The organism is Herbaspirillum huttiense (genome assembly GCF_047300815.1).
Taxonomy (GTDB): domain Bacteria; phylum Pseudomonadota; class Gammaproteobacteria; order Burkholderiales; family Burkholderiaceae_D; genus Herbaspirillum; species Herbaspirillum huttiense_A.
The window spans coordinates 348,110-362,298 of record NZ_CP178608.1 but is presented as its reverse complement, the minus strand read 5'-3'; the positions used below and the strand labels follow the sequence as shown (position 1 = coordinate 362,298).

Genomic DNA, 14,189 nt, shown 5'->3' with positions numbered 1-14,189 from the left:
AAACCCGGGCCGTCACGGCTGGCCCGCCTGCGGCGTCCAGTCCTTGGAGGGCGTCATGTCCAGCGACGCCATCTGCAGGATCGTGCAGCACAGGTCTTCATAGCTCAGGCCCACGGCCTTGGCCGCCATCGGCACCAGCGAATGGCCGGTCATGCCCGGCGAGGTATTGATTTCCAGCAGGAAGGGCTCGCTCTTGCCATCGGCCTCGCGCAGCATGAAGTCCACACGGCTCCAGCCACGGCACCCGAGCGCATTGAACGCACGTACCGCCAGATCCTGCAAATGGCGAGTCAGTTCCTCGTCAAGGGGCGCCGGACACAAATATTTCGTGTCGTCGGTGAAATACTTGTTCTGGTAGTCATAGTTGCCCTCCGGTGCGCGGATCTCGATGACCGGCAGCGCGCGCGCCTCGCGGCCCGTGCCCAGTACCGGCACCGTCAGTTCGCGGCCACGGATGAACTCCTCGGCCAGCACCACGCTGTCATAGCGGGCGCAGAGATCGAAGCCTTCCTGCATGTCCGAATAACCGTTGACCTTGGCAATGCCGATGGTCGAGCCTTCGTGCGGCGCCTTGAGCATCAAGGGCAGGCCCAGCTCATCAGGGACCACGCGCAGCTGCTCGCGCGTGGTGGCCTTGGCATCCAGGCTCAGGAAGCGCGGCGTCGGCAGGCCGTGCGAGAGCCAGATGCGCTTGGTCATGATCTTGTCCATGGCGATGCTGGAAGCCATCACGCCGGGGCCGGTATAGGGCAGGCCCATCTGTTCCAGCGCGCCTTGCAGCGTGCCGTCTTCACCGTAGCGGCCATGCAGGGCGATGAAGACGCGGTCGAATTTCTCGGCCTGCAATTCACCCAGGCTGCGCTCGGCCGGGTCGAAGGGATGCGCATCCACGCCCTTGCTGCGCAAGGCCTGCAAGACGCCGTTGCCCGACATCATCGACACTTCACGCTCGGCGGAGCGGCCGCCGAAGAGCACGCCGACACGGCCGAAGGCCTTGATCTGGTCCTGGCTGATCATGCGGCCCCCTGTTCGTTCTTGCCACCGGCTTGCGCCACCAGGCGGCCGGGTACGGCGGAAATCGATCCCGCGCCCATGGTCATGACCACATCGCCATCGCGCACCACATTGCGGATGGTCTCGGGCATGTCGCCGATGTCGTCCACGAAGACCGGCTCCACCTTGCCCGCCGCACGCAGCGCATGCGCCAGCGAACGGCCGTCGGCGGCCACGATGGGCGCTTCACCGGCCGAATACACTTCGCCCAGCACCAGCACATCGGGCGAGGACAGGACCTTGACGAAATCCTCGAACAGGTCGCGCGTGCGGGTATAGCGGTGCGGCTGGAAGGCCAGCACCAGGCGGCGGCCCGGATAGGCGCCCCGGGCGGCGGCGATGGTAGCGGCGGTCTCGACCGGATGGTGGCCGTAATCGTCCACCAGCGTGAAATGGCCGGCCGGATTGCCCTGTGCATCGGTGATCGGCACTTCGCCATAACGCGTGAAGCGGCGGCCCACGCCATTGAATTCGGTCAGTGCCTTCTGGGTGGCGGCATCGTCCACGTCCAGTTCGCGCGCAATCGCGATGGCGGCGCAAGCGTTCTGCACGTTGTGCATGCCGGGCTGGTTCAGGCTCACCTGCATGGGGGCATAGCCGTCCTGGATCACGGTGAATTCCATCTTGCCGTCGACGGCCTTGGCATCGATGGCGCGCACATCGGCGTCTTCATGGAAGCCATAGGTGAGGATGGGCTTGGAGACCATGGGCATGATTTCGCGCACGTGCGGGTCATCCAGGCAGAGCACGGCCACGCCGTAGAACGGCAGGCGCTGGGTGAACTCGACGAAGGCCTGCTTCAGGCGCGCGAAGTCATGGTTGTAGGTTTCCATGTGATCGGCGTCGATGTTGGTGATGACTTCGATCACGGGCGTGAGGTTGAGGAAGGACGCATCGGACTCATCGGCCTCGGCCACGATGAACTCGCCGGTACCCAGCTTGGCATTGGCGCCGGCGCTGGTGAGGCGGCCGCCGATGACGAAGGTCGGGTCCAGCCCGCCCTGTGCCAGCACGCTGGCCACCAGGCTGGTGGTGGTGGTCTTGCCGTGGGTGCCGGCAATGGCGATGCCCTTCTTCAGGCGCATCAATTCGCCCAGCATCACTGCACGCGGCACGATGGGGATGTGCTTCTTGCGGGCGGCCAGCACTTCCGGGTTGTCGCCCTTGACGGCGGTAGAGGTGACGATGGCGTCGGCGCCTTCGATGTTCTCGGCCGCATGGCCGTAGCGCAGGTTCACACCCAGTTGCGCCAGGCGCTGGGTGGCGGCGTTGCTGCCCAGGTCCGAGCCGGAGACGCCATAGCCCAGGTTGAGCAAGACTTCAGCAATGCCGCTCATGCCCGAGCCGCCGATGCCGACAAAATGGATGTTCTTGACGCGATGCTTCATGGTGTTACCAGTCCTTCCAGCACGCGCGCGATTGCCTCATTGGCATCGCGCCGGCCTTGTTCGTACGCCGCCTGCGCCATGGCATGGCATGCAGCGCGGTCCAGTTTCTGCAGCAAACCGGCCAGGTGATCCGGCGTCAGTTCGCGTTGCGGCAGGTGAATGGCCGCCTTGTTCTGTGCCATCCATTTGGCATTGTCGATCTGGTGCGAGGTGGTCGATACCGCCAGCGGAACCAGCACGCTGGCCACACCGGCGGCCGTCAGCTCGGACACGGTGATCGCGCCGGCGCGACAGATCACCAGGTCAGCCTCGGCATAGCGGCGCGGCATGTCGTCGATGAAATCGACCACTTCGGCCTCTACGCCTGCGGCCTCATACGCTGAGCGCAAGGCGGCGATGTGCTGCTTGCCCGATTGATGCGTCACCTGCGGACGCAGCTCGGCGGGCAGTTTTGCCAGCGCCGCCGGCACGTTGTCGTTCAACACCTTGGCGCCCAGGCTGCCGCCGACGACCAGAATCTTCAGCGGGCCGCTGCGGCCGGCGTAACGCTGGGCCGGCTGCGGCAGCGCGATGATTTCCTTGCGCACCGGATTGCCGGTGACCTCGGCCTTGCCTGCGGCTTTGCCGAAATCGGCAGGGAAACCGAACAACACCTTGGTCGCCATCGGCGCCAGGGTCTTGTTCGACAGCAGCAGCGCAGCATCCGCATTGACCAGCACCAGCGGCTTGCCACGCAAGCGCGCCATCATGCCGCCCGGCACGGTGACGTAACCGCCCATGCCCAGCACCACATCGGGGCGGCGGCGGCCGAGGATGGCATGGCAATGCAAGAAGCTTGCCGCCAGGCGCCACACGCCCTTGACCGTATGCATCAGGCCCTTGCCGCGCAGGCCGGCGAAGACGATGCTGTCCATCTCCACACCATGGCGCGGCACCAGCTCGCGCTCCATGCCGTGGGTGGTGCCCAGCCAGCTCACCTGCCAGCCGCGTGCACGCATGGTGTCGGCAATGGCCAGGCCCGGGAAGATATGGCCACCGGTACCGGCGGCCATGATGAGCAATGTGCGGGGCGCGTTCATAGGCGGCCTCCGCGCATGAGCACCCGGTTTTCGTAATCGATGCGCAGCAGGATGGCCAGGCCCACGCAGTTCAACAGCACGCCCGAACCGCCATAACTCATCAGCGGCAGCGTCAGGCCCTTGGTCGGCAGCAGGCCCAGGTTCACGCCCATGTTGATGAAGGCCTGCACGCCCAGCCAGATGCCGATGCCCTTGGCCACCAGGCCGGCAAAGGTCAGATCCAGCGCGATGGCCTGGCGGCCGATCTCGAAGGCATGCTTGACCAGCCAGTAGAACAGCAGCACCACCACCAGCACGCCGACGAAACCGAGTTCCTCGCCGATGACGGCAAGCAGGAAGTCGGTATGCGCTTCGGGCAGGTAATGCAATTTTTCCACGCTGCTGCCCAGGCCCACGCCGAACAGTTCGCCACGGCCGAAGGCGATCAGCGAGTGCGAGAGCTGATAGGCCTTGCCCAGTGCGTTTTCTTCTTCCCAGGGATTCAGGTAGGCGAAGATACGCTCGCGCCGCCACGGGGAAGTCACGATGACCAGCGAGAACACCGCCACCAGCGTGGCGCCGATGCCGCCGAACCAGACGCCGTTGATGCCGCCCAGGAACAGGATGCCCATGGCGATGCAGACGATCACGCCGAAGGCGCCGAGGTCGGGCTCCAGCAGCAGCAGCAGGCCCACCAGGCCGACGGCGGCGGCCATCGGGAAGAAGCCCTTGACCAGCTTGTGCATCACCGCCTGCTTGCGCACCGTGTAGTCGGCGGCGTACAGCACGATGAAGAGCTTCATCAGTTCGGAGGGCTGCAGGTTGATGATCTTCAGCGAGAGCCAGCGTTTGGCGCCGTTCACACCCTTGCCCACGCCCGGGATGAGCACCATCAGCAGCAGGATCAGGGTGATGGCGAACAGATAGGGCGCCCACTTCTGCCAGGTCTCCATGCGCACGCGGAAGGCCAGCGCGCCCGCGATGATGGAGAGCACGATGAAGATCGCCTGGCGGATCAGGAAGTGATAATTCGAATAGGAGGCGTACTTGGGCGAATCCGGCAGTGCCACCGAGGCCGAGTAGACCATCACCATGCCGAACAGCATCAGCAGCAGCACCACCCAGATCAGCGGCTGGTCGTATTCCATCATGCGCGAACGCTGCTCGAAACCGATGCTGCCCGATGTGCTGCCACGGCCACTGCGACCGGCGGCCGCCGGCGCGGCTTCTTTCAAGCCACCCAGCCAGCTGCGCATCGAAGACAGGCCCAGTTTCATGCCAGCACCTCACCGCGCGAAAGCGCCAGTTCACGCACCGCATCCACGAAGACTTCGGCGCGATGGGCGTAGTTGCGGAACATGTCCAGGCTGGCGCAGGCCGGCGAGAGCAGCACGATGTCGCCGGCGGTGGCCAGTTCGCCCGCCTTTTCCACGGCGGCTTCCAGGCTGGCGCAATCGATCAGCTCGACCCCGCTGTCGGCCAGGGCGGCGCGCACGGCAGGAGCATCGCGGCCCATCAGCAAGACCGCACGTGCATATTTCTGTACCGGCAGGTCCAGCGGCGAAAAGTCCTGGCCCTTGCCGTCGCCACCGGCGATGAGCACGATGCGGTTGGGACGGCCACCCAAACCCAGGCCATTGAGCGCGGCGACAGTGGCACCGACGTTGGTGCCCTTGCTGTCGTCGTAGTACTCCACGTCCTGGATCACGCCGACCAGCTCCACCCGGTGCGGCTCGCCGGTGTACTCGCGCAGGCCGTGCAGCAGCGGCGCCATCGGCAGATCGATGGCGCGGCACAGGGCCAGTGCAGCCAGGGCATTCATGGCGTTGTGGGCACCGCGAATGCGCAGGGCATCGGCGGGCATGAGGCGCTTGAGGGTCACCGGCGGCGGCAGCATGTCCTTCTGCTTGCGGCGGCGCTTGCCTTCCGGCACCTCGTCGTCTTCATGCACGAAGGCATTGGCCAGCCACAGCATGCCGTTGTCGTTGACCAGGCCGAAGCTGTTGGGCGTGGACGGTTCATCCAGGCCGAAGGTGGACAGCGGCGCAGTGGCGGAGCTCATCTCCATCACCAGCGCGTCATCGCGATTGAGCACGCGCACGGTGTCCTGGCCAAAGATGCGGGCCTTGTCGGCGGCGTAGTGCTCCATGCTACCGTGCCAGTCCAGGTGGTCCTGGGTCAAATTGAGGACGGTGGCGGCGTGCGGCTGCAGGCTGTGCGTGGTGTGCAGCTGGAAGCTGGAGAGCTCCAGCACCCAGGCTTGCGGCATGGAGCCGCGATAGGTCGGCTCAGGCGGCGGCGGTGGCGGGACTTCCACCAGCGCATCTTCCTCGGCCTTGCGCGAGACTTCCATGAAGTCGCCCAGGTTCATGGCCTCGCCGGTGGTCGCCGGGGCGTCGATCTCGGCCTGCGGGATCACGTCGGAGGCCACCTCCAGGGTGGCTGCCTCGGCATCGACTTCGGAAGAGACTTCGGCGGCGAGCTGCTCAGCGTCCTGTACCGCTGGCTGTGCAGTGTCCGGGCCTGCTTCCTGTGCAATTTGCTGCGCAGGATCCTGTACACCTTCCTGGCCGTTTTCTTGCACGGTTTCCTGCACCTCTTCACCCGTCGCCAACAATTCCAGCTGCGGCGCCGGTTCGGGTTCAGATTCAGGTTCAGGTGCCGCTTCCGGCTGCGCCTGCAACACCGGCACCGCAATCGCAGCGGCCGCCTCGATGCTGGCGGCGGCACGGCGATGCTTCTCGGCTTCGGCCGCCTGCTGGGCCTCCAGCACGGCCTGTTGCGCGGCTTGCGCCTCGGCTTCAGCAGCCGCCTGTTCGGCGGCAATCACATCCTGCTCGGCCAGTTCGGCCAGGAACACCTTGTCCTTGATGACGGCTTCGCGCAGCACATCCAGTGCGGCCGGGCTGATGTTGCCCGCCACCTGCACCGACAGGCCGGCGCGCTGGCACAGCAGGCCGGTCAGGCGCGTCACGGTGGTCTTGCCGTTGGTGCCGGTGATGGCCAGCACCTTGGGTTGATACAGGGTCTCTTCGCGCAAGGCGGCCAGCGCCTGCGCAAACAATTCGATTTCGCCCCACAGCGGCAGGCCGCGTTCGGCAATGGCCGGCATCAGCGGAGCCAGCTCGCCCTCGGGCGCTAGGCCAGGACTGACGGCGACCAAGTCGATGCCATCCAGCAAGGCCGGCGACAAGGGCTGGCCCAGGACCGCTTCGGCCTCGGGCGCATCGGCGCGCAAGGCGGCCAGGCGCTCGGCCAGGGCCGCTTCGCCACGGGTATCGGCCACGCGCACGCCGGCGCCGCAGTAGACCAGCCACCGCGCCATTGCCAGGCCGGACTCGCCGAGTCCGAGCACCAGAACGTGTTTGCCCGAGTAATTCATCGTTGTTTCCAGACTCACTTCTTCACTTGTTTCTTGCCCTGCAGGGACTGCCCTGCCAACCACCAAGGCGCCGCTTGCCATGCTTCACAAGGGGCGCCGTTTTTGTTCATCCCGCCTGTTTACCGCAGCTTCAGCGTCGACAGACCGACCAGCACCAGCATCATGGTGATGATCCAGAAGCGGACCACCACCTGCGTTTCCTTCCAGCCCTTCTGCTCGTAGTGATGGTGCAGCGGCGCCATCAGCAGCACGCGGCGGCCGGTGCCGAAACGCTTCTTGGTGTACTTGAAATAGGCCACCTGGATCATCACCGAGAGCGTCTCCACCACGAAGATGCCGCCCATGATGAAGAGCACGATTTCCTGGCGCACGATGACGGCGATGGTGCCCAGCGCGCCACCCAGCGCCAGTGCGCCGACGTCGCCCATGAACACCTGCGCCGGGTAGGCGTTGTACCAGAGGAAGGCCAGCCCGGCGCCGCCCATGGCGCCGCAGAAGATCAGCAGTTCGCCGGCGCCCGGGATGTGCGGGATGATCAGGTACTTGGCATAGGACGCGTTACCGGTCAGGTAGGCGAACAGGCCCAGCGCTGCGCCCACCAGTACGGTCGGCATGATGGCCAGGCCATCCAGGCCGTCGGTCAGGTTGACCGCATTGCTGGTGCCGACGATGACGAAATAGGTCAGCGCGATGAAGCCCCACACACCCAGCGGATAGGTCACGGTCTTGAAGAAGGGCACGATCAGGTCGGCCTTGGGCGGCAGGTCCAGGCTGAAGCCGGAACGCACCCAGGCCACGAAGAGGTCGAAGACCTTCATGTTGCTCACTTCGGACACCGAGAAGGCCAGGTAGAACGCCGCCACCAGGCCGATCAGCGATTGCCAGAAATATTTTTCGCGCGAGCGCATGCCTTCCGGATCGCGATAGACCACCTTGCGGTAGTCATCGACCCAGCCGATGGCGCCGAAACCGAGCGTGACGATCAGCACGATCCACACGAAGCGGTTGGACAGGTCGGCCCACAGCAGGGTGGAAATGCCGATGCCGATCAGGATCAGCACGCCGCCCATGGTCGGGGTGCCCGACTTGATGAGGTGGGTCTGCGGACCATCCTGGCGCACGGCCTGGCCGACCTTCATGCGGGTGAGCATGCGGATCACGGCGGGGCCGGCGATCATGCCGATCAGCAGGGCCGTGAGCGTGGCAAACACCGCGCGGAAGGTGATGAAGTTGAACAGGCGCAGAAAGCCGAAATCCTGTTGAAAATTCTGTGCGAGCCAGACCAGCATGCTAATGGGTCTCCTGTTGATGTTGCGTGAGGGATTCAACGTTGACCAGATGCTGTACAACTCGCTCCATCTTCATGAAGCGTGAACCTTTTACCAAAACGGTCGCGCCCTGCGGCGCGGCCTGCTCCACCGCCGCATTGAGCGCGGTGATGTCGTCGAAATGCATGGCCTGCGCTACGTTTTGCAGCGTGGGACCATACGAAGTGACGGCGTATTTCGTCAATTCGCCCAGTCCGAAGAAGAGCGGGATGCCACGGCTGCGGGCATAAGCACCGATCTCGGCATGGAACTGCGGACCCTGGTCGCCGACCTCGCCCATGTCGCCCAGCACCAGCACGCGCGGCCCGGCAATGGCGGCCAGCACGTCGATGGCGGCGCGCACGGAATCGGGATTGGCGTTGTAGGTGTCGTCGATCACCAGCGCGCCGCTGCGCGCCACTTTGCGCTGCAGGCGGCCATTGACCGGGGCGAAGCTTTGCAGGCCGCGCACCACGGCGTCCACCGCAATGCCGGCACCCAGGGCGCAGGCGGCAGCCGCCAGCGCGTTGCGTACGTTATGTTCACCGACGGCGGCCAGTTCGACCTTGAACTGTGCGGGCGGCACGGCCAGCCCTTTCACCGTCACTTGCAGGGTGCTGCCGAAAGCGGTGGCCTGGTAGCTGGCGCTCACATCGGCTTGTGCATTCAGGCCGAAGGTCAGCACGCGGCGCGCACCGGCCTCTTCACGCCAGAGTGCGGTGAAATCGTCATCGGCCGGGAACACGGCCACGCCATCGGCGGGCAGGTGGCGGATCACGGCGCCGTTTTCGCGGGCCACCGCTTCCACGCTGGCCATGAATTCCTGGTGCTCGCGCTGGGCATTGTTGACCAGGCCCAGCGTGGGCGCCGCGATGCGCGAGAGCACGGCTATTTCGCCCGGATGGTTCATGCCCATCTCGATGACCGCCGCCTGGTGTTGTGCGCGCAGGCGGAACAGGGTCAGCGGCACGCCGATCTCGTTGTTGAAATTGCCGCGCGTACCCAGGTAGCCGTCGTCACCGAAGGCGGCCGCGAGGATGGCGGCGATCATTTCCTTGACGGTGGTCTTGCCGTTGCTGCCGGTGACGCCGATGACCGGAATCTGGCGCTGCGCCCGCCAGCCATGGGCGATCTGGCCCAGTGCGGCACGGGTGTCGGGCACCACGATGGCCGGCACGGCCAGGCCCGGCGGCACACGGTCGACCACCACGGCGGCAGCGCCCTGGGCCACGACCGTCTCGAGGAAATCATGCGCATCGAAACGTTCGCCACGCAGCGCGACGAAGACATTGCCGGGCTTGACCGCACGGCTGTCGGTGACCACGTCATTGAGGTCGAGCACGCCGGCCGGGGCATTGACCACGCCCGGCACGGTGTGCGCAGAGGCGGCTTCCTCGGCGGCGCGGATCCATTCCAGCAACTGGCGGAAATCGAATCGCATCATGCGCCCCCCATCATGGTCGAGCGCGCGGCAAGCGCCAGCGCGACGTGGTCGGCATCGAGGAAGGGCAATTTCTTGCTGGCGATTTCCTGGTAGGGCTCATGCCCCTTGCCGGCCAGCAGCACCACATCGGCCTTAGTGGCATGGCGGATCGCCCACAGGATGGCACCGGCGCGATCGGGCAGCACCGTCGGTTCAACGCGGCTCATGCCGGCGCGGATCTGCTCGATGATGGCATGGGGATCTTCGGTGCGCGGGTTGTCGCTGGTCAGCACGACCTGGTCGGCCTGCTCGGCGATCTGGCCCATCTGCGGGCGCTTGCCGGGATCGCGGTCGCCACCGCAGCCGAACACGCACCACAGCTGGCCGCCGCGCTGGGTAGCGACCTGGCGCAGGGTGGACAGGGTTTTGTCCAGGGCGTCGGGCGTATGGGCGTAGTCGATCACGATCAGCGGGACATCGGGTCCGCCGAATTGCTGCATGCGGCCGGGCGCCGGGCTCAGCGCGGCGGCGGCCGCGACCAGGGCATCCCAGGCCACGCCCTGGGTGAGCAGCACGCCCATGATGCCCAGCACGTTGCTGACATTGAAGCGTCCCACCAGCTGGGTCTTGACCTGGCCGCTGCCGAAAGGCGAATCGACATGGAAGGCAGTTCCGGCATGGCTGCTGCGCAGCTGGCTGGCACGCAGGGTCGGTACGCCGTGCGTGTCGCCGCCCTGCTCGTCGGCAATCGCGTAGCCGATCACCGGCAGCTTGCGCTCGGCCAGCAGCGGCAGCAGGCGCTGGCCCATGCCGTCGTCCAGGTTGACCACGGCGTGTTTCAGGCCGGGCCACTGGAACAGCTTGCGCTTGGCGTCTTCGTAGGTCTGCATGTCACCGTGGAAATCCAGGTGATCACGGGTGAAATTGGTGAACAGGGCGACATCGACGTGCATGCCGTTCATGCGGCCCTGGGCCAGTCCGATGGAGGAGGCCTCGATGGCCAGCGCACCCACGCGGGCCTGGGACAGCTTGAACAGGCTGCGTTGCAGCAGCACGGCATCCGGCGTGGTATAGCCGGTGACGTCAAAGCCTTGCGCCTTGCCGTTGATGAACGTACCCACGCCGAGCGTGCCGATCACGCCGGCAGTGCTGGCACCAGCCAGGCGAGAGAGTGCCGTCCCCAGCCAGTAGGCGCAGGAGGTCTTGCCATTGGTGCCGGTGACGGCCACCGTCAGCATGCCCTGGTCGGGCTGGCCATACCAGGCCGCAGCAATCTCGCCGGCACGTGCCTTCAGATCGGGCACGGCCAGGTGCGGCTCTTCGATCTGGGCGGGCCAGGTGTAGCCGTCGGCTTCATAGAGCACGGCTGCAGCACCGCGCTCGACGGCATCGGCAATATAGGAGCGGCCGTCGGCGTCGCCCACATAGGCGAGGAACACGTCGCCCGGCGCCACGCGGCGGGAATCCGAGGTCAGCTGCGCAGTCGGCGACGCCTGGCGCAGCCAGGCGAGGATCTCTTGAAGGCTCAGAACGCGCTGGGACATTACATGCTCTCCTCTAGCGGTTCTTTGGGAATGATGATGTTGGTCACGCTGGAATCAGGCGGTACGTTCAATGCGCGCAAGGCATTGGCGGCCACGTTGGCAAACACCGGACCGGCGACCGGGCCGCCGTAGTGCTGGCCTTGCGGCTCGTCGATCATCACCGAGATGATCAGGCGCGGGTCCGACATCGGGGCGATGCCCGAGAAGGAGGCCACGTACTTGCGCACATACTTGCCGCCCTCGATCTTGTAGGCAGTACCGGTCTTGCCTCCGACGCGATAGCCCGGCACCTGCGCCTGCGGTGCCGTGCCGCCGGGGGCGACCACGGTTTCCAGCATGCGCCGCATCTGCAGGGCGGTATCGGCCGAGATGACGCGCTGGCCGATGGGCGAATCGGTGACCTTGGTGAAGGACAGCGGAATGATGTCGCCATTGCGGGCGAAGATCAGGTAAGCGTGTGCCAGCTGGATCAGCGAGACCGAGATGCCGTGGCCGTAGCTCATGGTGGCCTGCTCGATCGGGCGCCACGACTTGTAGGGACGCACGCGCCCGGCCACCGCGCCGGGGAAGCCGAACTTGGGCTGCTGGCCGAAACCGACCGTGGTGAACATTTCCCACATCTCTTCCGGCGGCATGCCCAGCGCGATCTTGGCAGTGCCGATGTTGGAGGACTTCTCGATGATCTGCGCCACCGTCAGCGGACCGTGGGCATGCGAGTCGCCGATGGTGGCGGTGCCGATGGTCATCTTGCCGGGCGCGGTCTGGAACACGGTCGAGGGCGTGACGCGATGGGTATCCAGCGCCAGGGCGACGGTGAACGGCTTGAGGGTCGAGCCAGGTTCGAAGGTATCGGTCACGACGCGGTTGCGCAGCTGCGCGCCGGTCAGCACCGAACGGTCATTGGGGTTGTAGGTCGGCAGGTTGGCCAGGGCCAGCACCTCGCCGGTCTTGGCATCGACCACGATGATGCCGCCGGCCTTGGCCTTGAATTTGTCGACCGCCTCCTTCAGTTGGGTGAAGGCGATGTACTGGATCTTGCTGTCGATGGACAGGGTCAGGTCGCGGCCGTCATGCGGCTCGCGGATGGATTCGATGTCTTCCACCACGCGGCCCAGGCGATCCTTGATGACGCGGCGGCTGCCGGTCATGCCGGCCAGGGTCTTCTGGGCGGCCAGTTCCATGCCGTCCTGCCCGGCGTCTTCGATGTTGGTGAAGCCGACCACGTGCGCCATCACCTCGCCCTCGGGATAGAAGCGCTTGTATTCCTTGCGGGTCTCGATGCCGGGGATGCCCAGCTTGACGATCTTGTCGGAAGTCTCCTGCTCGACCTGGCGTTTCAGGTAGACGAAGCTGCGGTCCGAATCGAGCTTCTTGCGCAGTTCGGCGTCGCTCATGTCGAGCAGCTTGGCCAGCTGCACCAGCTTGTCCTTGGGGGCGGCCTGCACGTCTTCCGGGATGGCCCAGATCGCCTTGACCGGCACCGACGAGGCCAGCACCTGGCCGTTGCGGTCGGTGATCTTGCCGCGCGTGGCGGGCAGCTCCAGGGTACGCGCGTAGCGCGAAGCGCCTTGCTTCTGCAGGAAATCGGTCGATACGCCCTGCAGCCAGAGCGCGCGCACCACCAGCGCCACGAAGGCGGCAAACAGCACGAACAGCACGAAGCGCGAGCGCCACGCCGGCAGCTTGACCTGCAGGATGGGATTGGAGGAGAACGCCACGCCCTTGGAGGCGGCCACGCGGCCGCCGGAGAGGTTGGTACGCGGAGGCATCTTGGTCATGGCGCCCCCACGGTCAGGTATTGGGTCCGGGCGGCAGAGACCGGGACCATGCCCAGGTCACGGCGCGCCAGTTCCTCGATGCGGGCGTTCTTGCCCAGCGTCGATTGGTCCAGCTGCAGCTGCGCCCAGTCGACGTCGAGCTGGCGGGCCGCGCTCTGGGCGCGTTCCAGCTCGATGAAGAGGCTGCGGGCCTTGTACTGGGCGCTCACGACCGACAGCGCGCAACCCACCAGCATGATGGTCAGCAGGATGCACAGGCGCCCGGTCATGCAGGCGCCCCTTGGGCCGTGGTGGAAACAACGGGCGTGACCCGCTCCAGGCCGCGCATGACCGCCGAGCGGGCGCGCGGGTTGGCGGTGACTTCCTCAGTGCTCGGCATGACCCGCGGCAGCAGGCGGGCCGGGGCTTGCGGCAGGTCCACGGCGCGGATCGGCAGGCGACGGTCGGGCTGCGGCGCATGGGCTTTGGAGGCCATGAACTGCTTGACGATGCGATCTTCCAGCGAGTGAAAGCTGATCACGACCAATCTCCCGTGCTGCGCCATCTGGGCAAACGCCTTGTCCAGACCTACTTCGAGTTCTTCAAGCTCTTGATTGACGAAAATCCGTACAGCCTGAAAGGTACGAGTGGCCGGGTCTTTGCCTTTCTCGCGGGTTTTGACGGCTTGTGCCACGAGCGCGGCAAGCTGTCGTGTGCTTGAAATTGGCTCGATTGCCCGGCCAGCAACAATCTTCTTTGCAATCTGAAAAGCAAACCGTTCTTCCCCATAATCTCGTATCACCTTTGCAATCTGCTGTTCATCTGCCGTTGCCAGCCATTCCGCTGCCGACACGCCACGGGTGGTATCCATGCGCATGTCCAGCGGGCCATCGAGGCGAAAACTGAAGCCGCGCGCGGCGTCATCGACCTGCGGCGACGAGATGCCCAAATCCATCAATACGCCGTCGACCTGCGCAATGCCGCGTGCGGCCAGCGCCTCATCCATGGTCGCGAAGCTGTCGTGCACGATCTCGAAGCGTGCATCGTCAATCTTCTGCGCCGTGGCGATGGCCAACGGATCCTTGTCAAATGCGATCAGGCGCCCTTGCGGGCCCAGCCTGGACAGGATGGCGCGGCTATGACCGCCGCGGCCGAAGGTTCCGTCCAGGTAAATGCCATTGGCGCGCTCGCCCGCAATAGCCAGCGCGTCCACGGCTTCTTCCAACAGCACGGTGCGGTGCTGCAGCTCGGGCACCGGTTGCAGATTCATCTTGTGC

11 protein-coding genes are annotated in these 14,189 nt (G+C 65.6%); all 11 read right to left on the bottom strand.

Annotated features, from left to right (window positions below; all coding sequences use genetic code 11):
- Positions 1-12: 12 nt before the first annotated feature.
- Positions 13-1,017 carry a D-alanine--D-alanine ligase gene (locus tag ACLRDN_RS01675; protein ID WP_413458705.1) on the bottom strand — a complete coding sequence of 335 codons (1,005 nt, stop codon included), beginning with the start codon at positions 1,015-1,017 and terminating at the stop codon, positions 13-15.
- Positions 1,014-2,441, bottom strand: coding sequence for a UDP-N-acetylmuramate--L-alanine ligase (gene murC / locus ACLRDN_RS01670; RefSeq protein ID WP_413458704.1), 1,428 nt, complete (start codon positions 2,439-2,441; stop codon positions 1,014-1,016). Before murC ends, ACLRDN_RS01675 begins: the two co-directional genes overlap by 4 nt.
- The gene (gene murG / locus ACLRDN_RS01665; RefSeq protein ID WP_413458703.1) at positions 2,438-3,520 is read right to left on the bottom strand and encodes an undecaprenyldiphospho-muramoylpentapeptide beta-N-acetylglucosaminyltransferase; all 1,083 of its coding nucleotides are present in this window, start codon (positions 3,518-3,520) and stop codon (positions 2,438-2,440) included. The genes murC and murG overlap by 4 nt, the downstream gene beginning before the upstream one ends.
- Positions 3,517-4,776 carry a putative lipid II flippase FtsW gene (ftsW, locus tag ACLRDN_RS01660; RefSeq protein WP_413458702.1) on the bottom strand — a complete coding sequence of 420 codons (1,260 nt, stop codon included), beginning with the start codon at positions 4,774-4,776 and terminating at the stop codon, positions 3,517-3,519. The genes murG and ftsW overlap by 4 nt, the downstream gene beginning before the upstream one ends.
- Entirely contained in the window at positions 4,773-6,881 is a 2,109-nt protein-coding gene (gene murD, locus ACLRDN_RS01655) for a UDP-N-acetylmuramoyl-L-alanine--D-glutamate ligase (RefSeq protein ID WP_413458701.1), read from the bottom strand. Before murD ends, ftsW begins: the two co-directional genes overlap by 4 nt.
- Before the next feature lie 119 nt (positions 6,882-7,000).
- Positions 7,001-8,170 (bottom strand): phospho-N-acetylmuramoyl-pentapeptide-transferase, encoded by a 1,170-nt coding sequence (gene mraY, locus ACLRDN_RS01650; protein WP_413458700.1) that lies wholly within the window; start codon positions 8,168-8,170, stop codon positions 7,001-7,003.
- A gap of 1 nt (position 8,171) precedes the next feature.
- Positions 8,172-9,632, bottom strand: a complete 1,461-nt coding sequence (locus ACLRDN_RS01645; RefSeq protein WP_413458699.1) for a UDP-N-acetylmuramoyl-tripeptide--D-alanyl-D-alanine ligase — start codon at positions 9,630-9,632, stop codon at positions 8,172-8,174.
- Entirely contained in the window at positions 9,629-11,155 is a 1,527-nt protein-coding gene (locus ACLRDN_RS01640; protein WP_413458698.1) for a UDP-N-acetylmuramoyl-L-alanyl-D-glutamate--2,6-diaminopimelate ligase, read from the bottom strand. Before ACLRDN_RS01640 ends, ACLRDN_RS01645 begins: the two co-directional genes overlap by 4 nt.
- Complete coding sequence (locus ACLRDN_RS01635; protein ID WP_413458697.1) at positions 11,155-12,933, bottom strand: peptidoglycan D,D-transpeptidase FtsI family protein; 1,779 nt, start codon at positions 12,931-12,933, stop codon at positions 11,155-11,157. Before ACLRDN_RS01635 ends, ACLRDN_RS01640 begins: the two co-directional genes overlap by 1 nt.
- Entirely contained in the window at positions 12,930-13,202 is a 273-nt protein-coding gene (ftsL, locus tag ACLRDN_RS01630) for a cell division protein FtsL (RefSeq protein ID WP_088755852.1), read from the bottom strand. Before ftsL ends, ACLRDN_RS01635 begins: the two co-directional genes overlap by 4 nt.
- Complete coding sequence (gene rsmH / locus ACLRDN_RS01625; RefSeq protein WP_413458696.1) at positions 13,199-14,182, bottom strand: 16S rRNA (cytosine(1402)-N(4))-methyltransferase RsmH; 984 nt, start codon at positions 14,180-14,182, stop codon at positions 13,199-13,201. Before rsmH ends, ftsL begins: the two co-directional genes overlap by 4 nt.
- Positions 14,183-14,189 lie beyond the last annotated feature (7 nt).

Excerpts from the sequence above, each read along its gene's own strand:
- ACLRDN_RS01675 (WP_413458705.1), bottom strand. The coding sequence starts at position 1,017 with ATGATCAGCCAGGACCAGATCAAGGCCTTCGGCCGTGTCGGCGTGCTC.
- murC (WP_413458704.1), bottom strand. The coding sequence starts at position 2,441 with ATGAAGCATCGCGTCAAGAACATCCATTTTGTCGGCATCGGCGGCTCG.
- murG (WP_413458703.1), bottom strand. The coding sequence starts at position 3,520 with ATGAACGCGCCCCGCACATTGCTCATCATGGCCGCCGGTACCGGTGGC.
- ftsW (WP_413458702.1), bottom strand. The coding sequence starts at position 4,776 with ATGAAACTGGGCCTGTCTTCGATGCGCAGCTGGCTGGGTGGCTTGAAA.
- murD (WP_413458701.1), bottom strand. The coding sequence starts at position 6,881 with ATGAATTACTCGGGCAAACACGTTCTGGTGCTCGGACTCGGCGAGTCC.
- mraY (WP_413458700.1), bottom strand. The coding sequence starts at position 8,170 with ATGCTGGTCTGGCTCGCACAGAATTTTCAACAGGATTTCGGCTTTCTG.
- ACLRDN_RS01645 (WP_413458699.1), bottom strand. The coding sequence starts at position 9,632 with ATGATGCGATTCGATTTCCGCCAGTTGCTGGAATGGATCCGCGCCGCC.
- ACLRDN_RS01640 (WP_413458698.1), bottom strand. The coding sequence starts at position 11,155 with ATGTCCCAGCGCGTTCTGAGCCTTCAAGAGATCCTCGCCTGGCTGCGC.
- ACLRDN_RS01635 (WP_413458697.1), bottom strand. The coding sequence starts at position 12,933 with ATGACCAAGATGCCTCCGCGTACCAACCTCTCCGGCGGCCGCGTGGCC.
- ftsL (WP_088755852.1), bottom strand. The coding sequence starts at position 13,202 with ATGACCGGGCGCCTGTGCATCCTGCTGACCATCATGCTGGTGGGTTGC.
- rsmH (WP_413458696.1), bottom strand. The coding sequence starts at position 14,182 with ATGAATCTGCAACCGGTGCCCGAGCTGCAGCACCGCACCGTGCTGTTG.